At 62.8% G+C, this 14,152-nt stretch carries 11 protein-coding genes (1 of these 11 cut by a window edge); 3 read left to right on the top strand and 8 right to left on the bottom strand.

Annotated elements, in window-relative coordinates; all coding sequences use genetic code 11:
- The 3 genes from msrQ to C2I35_RS14895 all read right to left on the bottom strand — a co-directional run.
- Positions 1-217 carry the 5' end (the start) of a protein-methionine-sulfoxide reductase heme-binding subunit MsrQ gene (gene msrQ, locus C2I35_RS14885; protein WP_103763839.1) on the bottom strand. 410 nt of this gene lie to the left of the window's left edge, so only the first 217 of its 627 coding nucleotides appear in the window; its start codon is at positions 215-217; its stop codon lies off the left edge, out of view.
- Positions 217-1,122, bottom strand: a complete 906-nt coding sequence (msrP, locus tag C2I35_RS14890) for a protein-methionine-sulfoxide reductase catalytic subunit MsrP (RefSeq protein ID WP_103763840.1) — start codon at positions 1,120-1,122, stop codon at positions 217-219. The genes msrQ and msrP overlap by 1 nt, the downstream gene beginning before the upstream one ends.
- 404 nt (positions 1,123-1,526) lie before the next feature.
- Complete coding sequence (locus tag C2I35_RS14895; protein ID WP_103763841.1) at positions 1,527-3,020, bottom strand: FMN-binding glutamate synthase family protein; 1,494 nt, start codon at positions 3,018-3,020, stop codon at positions 1,527-1,529.
- A 283-nt stretch (positions 3,021-3,303) separates the two neighbouring features.
- Between C2I35_RS14895 and C2I35_RS14900 the strand changes: the two genes are divergently transcribed.
- Positions 3,304-3,786: a fasciclin domain-containing protein gene (locus C2I35_RS14900; RefSeq protein ID WP_103763842.1), complete on the top strand. Its 483-nt coding sequence runs from the start codon at positions 3,304-3,306 to the stop codon at positions 3,784-3,786.
- A gap of 94 nt (positions 3,787-3,880) precedes the next feature.
- Here C2I35_RS14900 and C2I35_RS14905 read toward each other — a convergent pair whose 3' ends face one another.
- The 5 genes from C2I35_RS14905 to clpB form a co-directional block, all read right to left on the bottom strand.
- Positions 3,881-5,380 (bottom strand): hypothetical protein, encoded by a 1,500-nt coding sequence (locus tag C2I35_RS14905; protein WP_146050045.1) that lies wholly within the window; start codon positions 5,378-5,380, stop codon positions 3,881-3,883.
- A gap of 90 nt (positions 5,381-5,470) precedes the next feature.
- A complete protein-coding gene (locus C2I35_RS22485) occupies positions 5,471-7,051 on the bottom strand; it encodes a hypothetical protein (RefSeq protein ID WP_245890501.1) in 1,581 nt (526 codons plus the stop codon).
- Positions 7,052-7,090: 39 nt separating this feature from the next.
- Entirely contained in the window at positions 7,091-8,038 is a 948-nt protein-coding gene (locus tag C2I35_RS14920) for a hypothetical protein (protein ID WP_103763844.1), read from the bottom strand.
- Positions 8,035-10,173, bottom strand: a complete 2,139-nt coding sequence (locus tag C2I35_RS14925; protein WP_103763845.1) for a glycosyltransferase family 2 protein — start codon at positions 10,171-10,173, stop codon at positions 8,035-8,037. Before C2I35_RS14925 ends, C2I35_RS14920 begins: the two co-directional genes overlap by 4 nt.
- Positions 10,174-10,551: 378 nt before the next feature.
- Complete coding sequence (gene clpB, locus C2I35_RS14930; RefSeq protein WP_103763846.1) at positions 10,552-13,173, bottom strand: ATP-dependent chaperone ClpB; 2,622 nt, start codon at positions 13,171-13,173, stop codon at positions 10,552-10,554.
- A 301-nt stretch (positions 13,174-13,474) separates the two neighbouring features.
- On the opposite strand from clpB, the gene C2I35_RS14935 reads away from it, so the two are divergent.
- Positions 13,475-13,726 (top strand): hypothetical protein, encoded by a 252-nt coding sequence (locus tag C2I35_RS14935; protein ID WP_103763847.1) that lies wholly within the window; start codon positions 13,475-13,477, stop codon positions 13,724-13,726.
- Positions 13,727-13,830: 104 nt separating this feature from the next.
- Positions 13,831-14,112 (top strand): hypothetical protein, encoded by a 282-nt coding sequence (locus tag C2I35_RS14940; RefSeq protein ID WP_103763848.1) that lies wholly within the window; start codon positions 13,831-13,833, stop codon positions 14,110-14,112.
- Positions 14,113-14,152 lie beyond the last annotated feature (40 nt).

Genomic DNA, 14,152 nt, shown 5'->3' on the forward strand with positions numbered 1-14,152 from the left:
CGGCCAGCTTGCGCAGCGGCGTCACCACCAGCCCCGCCACCAGCAGGTACAGCGCCATCTCCCCCATTTCGTGCTCCAGCACTTTCACGGGGTCCGCGCCCAGCCGGTTCTGAATCCCCAGCCACAGCATCCACGCCGCATAGCCAAGGCTCGCCACGTAGATCGGCCACGCCGGCACCCGGCGCAGCCCTTGATTGATATGCTCGACCATCGCCATCAGAAGAACTTGGTCAGGTCCATCCCTTCATACAGGCTGGCCACCTCGTCGGCGTAACCATTGAACATCAACGTGTCCTGCCGGCGGGCAAACAGCCCCGAGCCGATGACCCGCTCGCTCGCCTGGCTCCAGCGCGGGTGGTCCACCTCGGGGTTCACATTGCTGTAGAATCCGTATTCCCGCGCGTTGGCCTTGTTCCAGCTGGTCGGCGGCTCGGCCTCGGTCAGAGTGATCCGCACGATCGACTTGATCGACTTGAAGCCATACTTCCACGGCACCACCAGCCGCAGCGGCGCGCCGTTCTGGTTCGGGACCTCTTTCCCGTAAATCCCAGTCGCCATCAGGGTCAGCGGATGCGTCGCCTCGTCCAGCCGCAGCCCCTCGACATAGGGCCAGTCCAGCACGGGGTATTTCACCCCCGGCATCTCGTCCGGGCGCAGCGCCGTCTCGAAGGCGACATACTTGGCATTCGACTGCACGCCCGCCATGTCCAGCAGATCGGCCAGCTCGAACCCGTTCCACGGCACCACCATCGACCAGGCCTCGACACAGCGGAAGCGATAGATCCGCTCCTCCACCGTCATCCTGGCCATGATATCCTCGAAGGCATAATCGCCGGGCCGGTCCACCAGCCCGTCGATCTTCACGGTCCAGGGCTGGGTCGTCAGCATATGGGCATGGTCCACCGGGTCGCCCTTGCCGGTGCCGAACTCGTAGTAGTTGTTGTAGGTGGTGACGTCCTCGTAGGAGGTCGGCTCTAACTCCTGCGCCCGTGCCTGGGCCGCGCCGACACCGGCCAGCCCCATGCCCGCCGCGGCCCCGGCCATCAACTGCCGCCGATTGAGGAACGCGGCCTCGTCGGTCACATCCTTGTCGCGCAGCGTGTTCTTCCAACGATGGGCCATGCGGGCTCTCCTGTTCTCGCGGGCATGTCTGTCAGTCGTGACATAAGGAAAGCGCATTGGCCCGGCAAAACAAGCCGTCTCACGAAGACGTTGGAGCGCGGTAACAATGGCGGCGACATCTACTTCGCGCGCGTGCGCGCGCGAGGCACCAAGCCGCGCGATCGCCAGACCGCGGGATGGCGACCCGACCGCGGTTCTGCGCACTTAATTCCTGCAATTTCCGCAAAACCCGCAATCGAGGCTCCTACGTCGACCAATCGCCAGCCCGTTCGGGCGGCCCCCTTTCGGCGATTGCGTGCAATCGCCTTTCGGTCAGCGGGCGATCGCGCGGCGGGCCTGGCGGCCCTTCATTCCGCGCGGGGCTATGGCGCGCCCGTCCCGGACCTGATCCGGGACCTCCCACTCTAGGGATACTGCGCCGCGTCCACGCTGGGCCGGATCTTGGTCAGCGGGATCGAGGTGCCGTCCGCCTGCACGATCCGCACATGTCGCCGCCGCATCAGCCGCGGTTCGGCCACGCCCACGGAATGCGCGATGGTCTCGACTTCCTTGATGACCTGCCGCGCGTAATTGGCGACCTTGAGGTACTTGTCCTCGACCACCAGCCCCTTTTGCAGGTGCTTGTCATGGGTGGTGATCCCGGTGGGACAGGTGTTGCGGTTGCACTTCAGCGCCTGGATGCAGCCGAGCGAGAACATGAACCCCCGTGCCGAGGTCACGAAATCGGCCCCCGCGCAAATCGCCCAGGCCACGTCGCCGGGATTGACCAGCTTGCCTGCCGCGATGATCCGGATGCGGCTCTTCAACCCGTGCCGGTCGCGCAGGTCCACCATCCGGGTCAGCGCCTCGCGGATGGGCATCCCCACCAGGTCCATCAGCGGCATCGGCGCGGCCCCCGTGCCGCCCTCGCCGCCGTCGATGGTGATGAAATCCGGCGCGCATTCCGCGCCGCGCTCGACGATCAGTTCGAACATCTCGTCCCACGCCTCGCTCGACCCCACCACGGTCTTGAACCCCACGGGCTTGCCCGTGACCTCGCGGATATGGCCGATGAAATCCAGCAGTTCGCCGTAATTGTTCACCTCCCGGTGCCGGTTGGGCGAGATGCTGTCCTGACCCACCGCGATTCCCCGGATCTCTGCAATCTCCGGCCCGACCTTTTCGCCGGGCAGGATACCCCCCTTGCCCGGTTTCGCCCCCTGCGCCAGCTTCAGCTCGAACATGCGAACCTGCTCGTACGCGGCCATCTTTCGCAGCTTGTCATCGTCCAGGCCGCCATCGGCGGTGCGCACCCCGTATTTCGCCGTCCCGATCTGGTAGACCACGTCGCACCCGCCGGTCAGGTGATAGGGGCTCAATCCCCCCTCCCCGGTGTTCAGCCAGATCCCCGCCTCGGCGGCGCCCCGGCTCAGCGCCTCGACCGCGGGGCGCGAAATCGCGCCGTAACTCATGCCAGAGACGTTGAAGATCGACCGTGCCATGTAAGGCGTCCGGCAATAGGGCCCGATCTGCAACGGTTCGGTCGCCGCGAACTGGTCATCCAGTGGCGGAAACGCCGCCGGCACGAAGATCGGCGTGCCCGCCACGTTCAGGTTGCGGGTCGAGCCGAAGGCGATGGTGTTGCCCTTGCCTTTCGAGGCGTGCCCGACCCAGTCGCGCTGTGCGCGGTTGAACGGCATCTCTTCGCGGTCCATGGCAAAGAAGTACTGGCGGAAAAACTCGCCCAGCGTGGTGAACAGCCCGCGAAACCGCCCGATCACCGGGTAATTGCGGCGGATCGCGTCGCCGGTCTGGGTCTTGTCGATGACGAAAAAGAGCAGCGCCAGCGCGATGACCACGCCGATCGCCAACACCAGGGCCAGCGCCAGAAAGCCGAGGATCTCGAAAACCAGGTCCATCACCGCCCCTTCGGAAACTGCGTGGCTCCCTTATGCCACAGACCTTGCCTGCCTCAAGCGTTAAAGCCGCCCTGGCGCGCCCCTGGTCCTCACGCCGTTTCACGAAGTTTTCAGTGGAATTCGCAAAACGCCCCGGCTTAGGCGGCGGATCTTTTTCGTCAAATGGCACCGGCGGAAATCCCCGCTGAACCGAACAGACTCGACCCGCGTAGCAGGGACACGATGCGCAACACGAGCGTCGTTTAACACTCGTACCAAAGACACCTTACAAGGGAGACGAACAATGCTTCGCAGAACTTATCTTGCCCTGACCGCCGCCACGATCCTTGGTGGTGCCACAACCGCCTTTGCCGAAAGCGGCAAGGACATCGTCGACACCGCCACCGAAGCCGGCGACTTTTCCACCCTGCTCGCCGCGGCCGAGGCGGCCGGTCTGGTCGAAACGCTGAAAGGCGACGGCCCCTTCACCGTCTTTGCCCCCACCGACGAAGCCTTCGCGGCCTTGCCCGAAGGCACCGTAGACACGCTGTTGATGCCGGAAAACAAGGATCAGCTGACCAGCATCCTCACCTACCATGTCGTGCCCGGCAAGGTCATGTCCGGCGACCTGAGCGACGGCATGACCGCCGAAACCGTGCAGGGCTCCGAGGTGACCATCGGCACCGAAGGCGGCGTGACCGTCAACGACGCGAATGTCGTGACCGCCGATATCGAGGCGTCGAACGGCGTCATCCACGTGATCGACGGCGTGATCATGCCCGAGTAATGTTTCTGGGGCGAGCCGGTTACGACCCGGCTCACTTCCTCTTTGGCGTAGCTTTGTTCCGCCCGCACAGCGGCGCCAATTTTCTCACCCTGCCTCAGGCCGACTGTCGAAACTGCTGCAACGCATCGTCCTTGTACGGTATCTGGTTCAGACACGGCTTGGACAACTCTATCATCTTGCCGACCAATCTGCGGCGACGACGCGCACGGGGATGAAAGGCGGCAGTGTCGAAGAACATCCGGCGGTCGTTGAACGGGTTGACGTAAAAACTTGGTGCAAACGCATAATAGACGTTGTTCGGCGCAGACGGCATGAAGACTTCGGAATGCGCCATGTCCGGCAATCTTGCCCGGGCGGGTTCCGGCAAACCGTCGCACCACGCGCCATAACGCTCCCGCAAGCTTTCAAGCCGATCCGGTGCAAGACGATCCGACAAGTCTTTGGCCCGCATATTGAGCAATGCTGCAAGACCGTCGTCGATGGAACACCCGGTCACGGCTGTCTCTCTCGTCCACTTGTTCGCCCGCGTCATCTCGGCGCCGTTTCCGCGCAGAACAAGCTCTGTCGCCGGGGCCATTTCCACGGCACGCACCGTGGCCTTGTTGATACCGTTGAACGCAAGACTTGTCCTCAGAGCCATGACATCTCGCAAGGTCGCCACCTGATCGTCGGTCAGGCACCGTTCAAACTCGGGATCGTCACGGTCAACGACTTCAAGCTTTACGCCGACTTCTTGCGCCAGTGCGACCGCGACCTGCCGATCGAACTGAGTGATCCACCTTATGTCATGCATGAAGAACCGTTCGATGCGATCGAGAACAGGCGTTGCCGCGGCAAGCAACAGCCGCGAATCCGTTCCACCCGATATTGGCAGCGTCGTCGAGTACCCGCCCGCCAGTGCAGCCATCACCTGCCCAAGTCGCCCGGTTATCCTTTCGGCCAGGCCGTTCCGGTCCTCACCTGCGGTTTCAAAATCATCCTCCGCGCCAAGCCAGTGCCGTTTCAGCTCGAAATCGGCAAGATCCAGATAGTGATTGGCATAGATGCGCCTGCAGTGGATGTCGCACGTCTCCCCCAGGGCAAACTGCGCCTTTCGGGCCTGCACGTCCTTGGCTGAAACAGTCGTCAGCGGTTCGATGTCCCGGTTCACCGCCAGATGAACGCTGGACGCAACAGCCTTGTCCTTGTTCGAGTAGACTGCGCTCAGCCCTCCGGATGGGTCGAAATAGACCCGTTTCGTACCGAATGCCGCCACCACGGCGATGAACCGACCGGCCAACCCTTCGATATAGGTTTCAAGCGCGTCGATTGTTCCCTTGCCTTCCAGAACAACGCGCCCATTCAGGCAAGCGCCCTCCTGGTCGACTGCGACGCCAAGAACTACGCCCACGGTCCGACCACTGCCAAAGACAAGCTCGTGTCGCGGAAGCCTTGGACAATGATGCAGATTCCAATCGCCCAGGCGGAAATGCATCCAATTCTCAGACGGGCCTGTACGCGACTTCGACAACCTGAACTGAAACGGAAAGGTCTCGTCAAAGTCCCAACCGTTGGCCTCACACACCGCTTGCGCGGCGCAAATCGTGCGTTTCATTCTGCCTCGCTCTCCGCCACATCGTTGCGCGGCTTGCTCTGCTCGTTGGGTCCGGGGGCATTATTATGGTTATGGACCTCCGGGGTTGGTCTACTTCTTGTGGATCACAGCGACCTGCAACCGCTTGCCGGGCACCATCCGTGCCGGCGCCAGATGTACGCCCGAGATATCCTCGGCCAGCTTGTTGAACTCCGCGGCCACTTTCGGGTCGCTATGGGTGAACGTGCGCGTCTCCACCCAGTCCCGGAACAGGGCGGCGGTCTTGGTGATGCCCTCCTGCTCGTAGGTGTCAGGCTGCCAGCGCAGATCCTCGATGATATAAAGCCCGCCCGAGTCCAGCCGCGGGAAGATCTCCAGGAACGCGTTCTGCTGGTGATGGCTGGCATGGCTCGCGTCGTCGATCACGATGGTGGGCGCTGTCTCGATCTCCTCGATCGCCGCCGCAATATTGTCGCGCTCGTCCATGTCGCAACGGTGAAAGGTGAACCGCTCGTGCTCGACCCACGAGAAATCCGACACGTCCAGCCCATGGATCTCGGCCTTGGGAAAATAGTCCAGCCACATGCGGATTGACGGGCAGTCCGTCGTCTCGCGGTCCGCGGCGTGGCCATGCTCTGGCCCGCCGATCAGCAGGCCCATCTCCAGGAAGGTGATCTTGCGTTGCCGGTACGGATGGAAAAGCATGTGGTAAAGCTCGGTATACCGATGCTTCTTAGACCCCTTGTCCGACCCATAGCGATCGGCAAGATCGGTCAGGTTTTCGCCACCCTTGCCGGTGGGCAGGCGCGGCGCGGTGGTCACGTTGCCCATCGCCTCGGCCTCTTTCATCGCCGCCTTTTCCTCGCGTGACAGCACGGGTGCGGCATCACAATCGATCCTGTGCTTTTTAAGCCGGTCATCCATCCAGCTGTCCGGCTCCGGCATCCCGCCGATATCCGACAGGAACTCGCGGATGCGCCGACCATAGAAATGCACCGAATAGGTGTTCTCGGTCAGCATCGCCCCGACCTTTTCACGGGCCCGCGTCCGCCCCAGAAGACGGCGGTCGCGAAAGCCCACCGGGTACAGCCCCTCGATCGGCAGGGCGTATTTCGCCTCACCCGTCTTGTGCAGGTAGTGGGTCACCGCCTGAGGCCCCCAGACGCCCCATTTCATGTCGCTGACATGCACCGGATCGCCCGCGTCCTTCTTTTCTTGGAACTTCGCCTTCTCGCGGTCCGAATACCATTCCGGGATGCCATACTCGTCTTCGCTCATCTCCAGCAATTGGCCCAGCGCCTCACTGTCCGGCGGCAGGCCCAGCACGCCGCCATTGATATGCGTGTCCGATTCCCAGCCAAAGAAATGGCCCGTCTCGGTTTCGAACGGCTTCGCACAATAGGCATCCAGGTCGGCCCAGATCATCCGGTCGTTCTGTTGCAGCAGGTGATACCGGAACACGTCGGAGAAAAGCGCGAAGCTGCCCGTGCGTCCATGCTGGATGAACCGGTCGATCTTCAGCACGCTGTCACCGTGGATCAGTTCCACGCCCTCGGGCACGTTCTGAACGTCCTTGTAATGGTACAGCTTCACATGGTGACCCGCATCCAGGAAGGACTGCGCGCACAGCACCTCGACATAGCTCAAAGGCCCCTCGACCCAGAGCATCCCGATCTCGACATCCCGTTTCATCCGCGACCTCGTCCTTCGGCGTCTTGCGCGCCTTGTATTCTAATGGCTCGCCACATGGTCCAGCTCCAGCAGCGTGATGTCGGGATTGGCGCGGATGTCGGCGATGTCCTGATCGTACATCCGGGTCAGGTGCGCGCGCTCGTTCGGCGTCCAGGGGTCATAGGTGCCGTATTCCGGCCCGCGCGGAAATTTCTCCTGCAACGCGACCCGCTGCTCCAGCGCCTTGTCCGCCCCGTCCTTGTGAATCAACTGCAACAGTTCCGCCACCGCGCGCCCGCTGGCCGTGGGCCGCTTGTTGCGGTCTTTCGGTTCCTTCATCGCGCCGGTGTCGATCCCCGGCCCGCACAGCCCCCCCAGAACCTGCCGGTCCATCCTGCGAAAATCCTCGTAGCGCCAGACCGTCACCTTGGCGCCCGGAAACAGAGTCACCACGGATTTCAGTATGTTGTGCCAGTTCGGCATGTTCTCCATCACCTGCCGGCGCATCGTGCGCTCGTCCACGAACCACTGCCCGGTGACCGACCGCAGGTATTCCACGTAAGCAGACGCGAAAAAGTCTGCGTAATTGCGCAGGCCCAGATGCACCTCGCTCACGCCCTCGGGAAACTGCTCGGCGAACACCTCCAGCAGCTTGCGCCGCCAGCGATAGAGCACGCCCCGCTTCACGCAATGGCCGCAATGGCCGGCCATGTTCTCGTCCGACAGGATGATCCGTTTCGGGTTGCCCTTGGAAATCTCCTTCAGGAAGGCCCGGCTCATCCCGGCCAGCTCCTCGTCGGAAATCTTCGGGTCCCAGTCCATGCCGATCTTGTTATAGACGTTGCACTGCACCGGCACGGTCAGCTGCTTGCGGGTGTCGCGGTGGTGCACGTAATGCACGCCCTCGCGCTCGAGCATCTTTGAATTCCGCGCCAGCATCGACTGGATGTGGCTGGTGGCGGTCTTGTGGAACCCGCCGTGCAACACGATCTGCGGGCGCTTGCTCATTCGGCGGCTAGGTCCTGCAACAGCTGGTCGCGATTTACCGGCGCCTCGCCAGGGCGGTTGATCATCTGCAACAGGTCATGCAGCGCCGACCATTCCTCGTTCGCCTTCAGCGCGGAGATCTTGGCCCGGTGCCACGCACACGCCTCGGCATGCAAACGACGGATCTCCTTGTCCTCCATCAGCCTTTCGAACTCCACCCGGGTGGCCTCGGCCATCGGCACAAGGCTCGCATCCCGGGCCATGTTCAGGTTCATGTCCGCCCAATAGGCCACGCCCTGGTCACGGTCGATATGGTTGGTGCGGCCCCGGTCGCGCTTGACCAGGAAACTGTCGACCGAGCGCACGGCATAGTGATGCAGCCGTGCATGGTCGTGGCGGAACCCGCCCCAGGCCGACCAGCCCGTGTCGAAATATTTCTCCGGCATCGGCTGCCCGCCAGCGTCGGTCCAGATGAACCCCTCGGGCCGGCCCTCGAACTTGGGCCGGTGCACGCCGAACTTCTTGATCGCGTCGGACGGCCGAAACAATGTCTTCAGCCCCAGCCCGCGGTATTTCTCGCGGAAATCCTCCGGTGCGCCCCACGTGAAATGTTTGTGAATGAAACGGTCCTCATAGGCCACCTGGTCGCCGCACCCGAACAGCTTCCAGCACAGCGAAATCGCATCCGCCTCGCCCACCGCCTCGAACAGGTCGGGCAGGCGTCCGTCGCCCGCGCGGATATTCAGGAACTCGTCGCAATCGGCGCAAATCGCCCAGTCCGCCTGGCGGTAAAGGTCGTGCGAAAATGCCCGGCGTAGCGCCACCCGCTGCGGGCTCGCGCCTTTCTTGAAACGGTTGTCCACATGCACCGCGACACCCATCTCCTCCAGCCGCATGGCGATGCGGTCCGTGCCGTCGTCGCAATCGTTGGTGTAAATCAGGAAATCGGTAAACCCGATGGCCTTGTTGAAGGCCACCCATTCCAGCATGAACGGCCCTTCGTTCTTCATCGTGGTCACGATCAGGCAGCGTTCGTTGCCCCGCTCGCCCATCGGGCGCGAGGGGCGGTCGGGATCGGGTTTCTTGGCCTTGGCCGGTTGTTTGTCGCCTTGCACAGGCTTAACCGCCGACGGCGCGGCGGCCTGCTTCTTCGGCGCCGGCGCATCCTCGGTCACGTCCTCCGGACCGTCCATGTCCGCCTCGTCGAACCCGTCATCGTCTTCCAGGTCGAACTGATCGGCCCCATCGGCCTTCTGTTGCGCCGCGCGCTCTTCCTCGCGCTGCTTGCGCCGCAACCGCTTGCGGAACGCCAGGCCGAAGGCATTTGCCGTCTCTTCACGGCCCTTGTCGTTGAAATAGGTGGTGACGGCGTTCTTGTACCAGCGCAGGTCACGCCGCGCGCGATAAAGCCTGTAGAACTCGGCCTGATCCAGATCTCCAAAGATCGCCGCCTGCATCACAGGCTTCAGCGCACCGATCTTGCGCATGAAAACGGCCGTCTTGTGATCGGAATGCCGGCAATGAAATATCTCGATGTTCTCGCCCGAGAACCGCCCCACATGCTGCTTGTCCAGCGCGTGATAAGGGTCATAGAATATATTCACCCGGCCCAGGCCCGCGGTCAGCGCCGCTGCATCCGACAAAGGCAGCGTCCAGTCCTGCCGCCGCCCGCCTTCATAGCGCGTTTCCCACGGGACCAGCCCGATATCCAGCGTGCTTTGCGGATTGACGGAAACCACATGCGCCCCCGGCACCAGAGAGCCAAAGGCGATGGCGGCAAAGCCCCCCATCGACACGCCGGCAAAGATCACCCGGTCGTAGCCCTCGAAAAACCCTTCGTCGCGCAGCTTCTCGAACCGGGCGATCAGGTCACCGTCGCGGTACCAATCCGCCACATGCGCCATCACGCCCAGGTGCGATATGTTCACGTCCTGCGCAAACTTGAACGCCCAGGGCTCGCGCTCCACCGAGGTGTCGTTAACGTTGGAAAGGTTGTCGAAGGTCACCAGCAAACGGTTCACCGGCCGGCGCACGTACATCAGCGAATGCCGCAGATGCCGCTCCATGAATCCTTCGCCTTCGCCCCCGGGGCGAAGCTCGTCGAACCAGCGGGGCACCGCTGGCGTGTCGTCTGCTGAACTGTCCTGCTCGGCCATGGCCCGATCTTATATCCGGTGTGGTTGCCGCGCGGTAAATCCGCGCCGTTCCGCTTTTGGCGCCACTATACGCCCGCCTCGCGAATCCGCGCAACACTCGTGTCAAATTGTCGACGCGACAGCCATTTGCGCAACACACCGCCCCGCCCTCCTCTGGCCATAAATATTTCGGGGGTTTGGGGGCTGGCCCCCAATTAAACCTGTGTTTGGGGGCCAGACCGACCAAGGACACGCTTCCAGCCCGTCCCGGACCTGATCCGGGACCTCGTAGGGTGGGTTTCCAACCCACCTTCGATAGCCGACACCCCACGCCCCCCAAATACGAAAAACCCCCGCCGAATTTCTTCGGCGGGGGCCATATCTGTCAGCCATCAAGGCTCAATGCACCACGGCATCGTCCGGTCGCTCGCGGTTGGTCGACCCGACGCGCTCGCCGATGATCAGCCCATCGGCCCCGGCACTCACCGGAACGGTCGAGCCGTCCAGGATATCCCCGGCCAAGAGCCCCTCGGCCAGCGGATCCTGCAACGCCTTCTGGATCACCCGCTTCAGCGGCCGTGCGCCATAGACAGGGTCATACCCCTCGTCGGCCAGCCACTTGCGCGCGTCATCGTCCAACTCCAGCGTGATCTTCCGGCTGGCCAGCCGCTTCAGCAGACGCGCCATCTGGATATCCACGATGCCGTCCATCTGGTCGCGGTTCAGACGGTCGAAGACCACGATCTCGTCCAGCCGGTTCAGGAACTCGGGCCGGAAATGCGACCGCACCGCGTCCATCACGTCGCGCTTGGCCGCCGCCGCATCCGCGCCTTCCGGCAACTGGCTCAGCGCCTGGGACCCGAGGTTCGACGTCAGGATAATCAGCGTCTGCTTGAAATCCACCGTCCGGCCCTGCCCGTCGGTCAGCACACCGTCGTCCAAAACCTGCAACAGCACGTTGAAGACTTCCGGATGTGCCTTCTCAACCTCGTCGAACAAGACAACCTGGTAGGGCCGCCGCCGCACGGCTTCGGTCAGCACGCCACCCTCGTCATACCCGACATAGCCCGGAGGCGCGCCGATCAGACGGGCGACACTGTGCTTCTCCATGAACTCGCTCATGTCGATCCGCACCATCGCGCTGTCATCGTCGAACAGGAACTCCGCCACGGCCTTCGTGAGCTCGGTCTTGCCCACGCCGGTCGGCCCCAGGAACAGGAAGCTGCCCAACGGACGGTTCTCGTCGTTAAGCCCGGCGCGCGCCCGGCGCACGGCATTGGCCACCGCCTTCACGGCGGCATCCTGGCCGATCACCCGACGGTGCAGGTTGCCCTCCATCCCGAGCAGCTTCTCGCGCTCGCCTTCCAGCATCTTCGCGGTCGGAATGCCCGTCCAGCGTTCGACCACCTGGGCGATCTGCTCGGGCCGCACGGCTTCCTCGACCATGACATCGCCATCTTCCTCGGCCTTCTCGGCCTCGGCCAGCTGCTTTTCCAGCTGAGGGATGACGCCATAGCTCAGTTCCCCGGCCTTCGCGAGGTTGCCTTCGCGCTTGGCATGGTCCAGCTCGATCCGCGCGCGGTCCAGCTGTTCCTTGATGTCGCGGGCGCCGGCCAGCTTGTCGCGCTCGGCCTGCCATTTCGCGGTCATCTGGCTGGATTTCTCCTGCATGTCGGCCAGCTCTTTTTCCAGCTTCTCCAGCCGGTCTTTGCTGGCGGCGTCGTCCTCTTTCTTCAGGGCCTCCGCCTCGATCTGCTTTTGCAGGATCTCGCGGTCCAGCGCGTCCAGTTCCTCGGGCTTGCTGTCCACTTCCATGCGCAACCGGCTTGCGGCCTCGTCCACAAGGTCGATCGCCTTGTCCGGCAGGAAGCGGTCGGTGATATACCGATGGCTCAGCGTCGCCGCCGACACGAGGGCAGAGTCCGAGATCCGCACGCCATGGTGCAACTCGTACTTCTCCTTGATGCCGCGCAGAATGCTGATCGTGTCCTCGACCGTGGGCTCGGCCACCATCAGCGGCTGGAACCGGCGTGCAAGCGCCGCGTCCTTTTCCACGTGCTTGCGGTACTCGTCCAGCGTCGTGGCCCCGACACAGTGCAATTCACCCCGCGCCAGCGCCGGCTTGATCAGGTTGGCCGCGTCCATCGCGCCATCCGCCTTGCCCGCGCCGACCAGCGTGTGCATCTCGTCGATGAACAGGATGATCTCGCCAGCCGCATCCGTGACCTCGTTCAGCACGGCCTTCAGCCGCTCCTCGAACTCGCCGCGATATTTCGCCCCGGCGATCAGCGCACCCATGTCCAGCGCCAGAAGCTTCTTGTTCTGCAGGCTTTCGGGCACGTCGCCATTGACGATCCGCAGGGCCAGCCCTTCGGCAATCGCAGTCTTACCGACGCCCGGCTCACCGATCAGGACCGGGTTATTCTTGGTCCGGCGGCTCAGGACCTGCATGGCGCGGCGGATCTCGTCGTCGCGGCCAATGATCGGGTCGATCTTGCCGTCCTCGGCCCGCTGCGTCAGGTCCGTGGCGTATTTCTCCAGCGCTTCATAGCTGTCCTCGGCACTGGCCGAATCCGCCGTCCGCCCCTTGCGAATATCGTTGATCGCCTCGTTCAGGGCCTGCGCACTCAACCCGCCCTGCTCCAGCGCGTCCTTGGCGGGGCTTTTCACCATCGCCAGCGCGGTCAGCAGGCGCTCCACCGGCACGAAACTGTCGCCGGCCTTCTTGGCCAGCTTCCCGGCCTCGTCCAGCAACTTCACGGTCTGACCATCCATATAGGTCTGGCCCGCATCGCCACTGACCTTCGGGATCTTGCCCAGGGAAAGGTCCAAAGCCTGCACCACGCGCGCCGGCTCACCGCCCGCTCGCTTGATCAGGTTGCTGGCCATACCCTCGGGGTCGTCCATCAGTGCTTTCAGTATATGTTCGGGCGCCAGTTTCTGGTGGCTTTCCCGGATCGCGATCGTTTGCGCGGCTTGAATGAAACCACGCGACCGCTCGGTGAACTTCGACAAGTCCATCCCGTCTCTCCTTTTTGCAAGCGTTATCCCGGTGGCGCACCCAGCATTAGGCATGCGGCTTCGGGAACCTCAGACCTTTAAATGGTTAACACGACCGTGAGCTTCAAGAGGACCTGCAAATTGTTCGCACCGCGAAAACCGCAACCAGATGTTGATTAATCTTAAAGCCAAGCCACCACATGTGCGGAAACCCGCTCAATTTTTTTGTGAACCTTGCAACTTTTTCGGCCGACCCAACGTTATCCACACACTTATCCACAGGCTAAGTCGTCTGGTTGACTCGTAAAACAGGAGCAGACCCATGCAGATCGAGAAACTTGAATTCGACGCAATCCGCTACAATCCCGAGCTTGAAGCGTTCGAGGCGGCCGTTCGTATCCACGAGTCCGGTCACATTTTTCGCTACCCGGTTCACCTCAAGGCCCCGCTCAACGCGGAATACGCGCTCGTTGCCCGCGGCCTCACGCAGAAAGCCAGCCTGCGTCATACCCAAAAGGCGCATGACCTGCGTTCCACGCTTCCCGAGCCCGCGCAAGGCGCCGCCGCCGCCTGATAAATAGGCAAAAAGCCGCGAGGGGACGCACGTTAACCATTTTCCCCTCGCAAATGGCGGACAATTGAGACACACTTTCTGCAGGTGCAAAGTAAGGGTGTGTCATGAAAATCGAGCGAATTTCCCTGGAGAACGTGTCGGTTTCACCGCATTCGGGTGCGCATGTCGCCACGGTCTTGCTGCACAGCGACACGGCATCGTTCACGATGCGCGCTTCAGCCATGCTGGCAAGCAGGCTCACCAGTCTGACCGAAAGTTCAATTGTGACCCGCGCGCTGGTGGAGGATGCCCTCCGCCAGGTGCGGCACATGCCCGAATTCCGCAACGCACCGCAGACGGTCGTTGTCGCCGACACGGCATGGCCCATCTCCGCCGAACAGGCTTGACGCCGATCCCACGGCCCGCAACAAGGGCGCGACCCGATCC

The organism is Roseovarius confluentis (assembly GCF_002917925.1).
Taxonomy (GTDB): domain Bacteria; phylum Pseudomonadota; class Alphaproteobacteria; order Rhodobacterales; family Rhodobacteraceae; genus Roseovarius; species Roseovarius confluentis.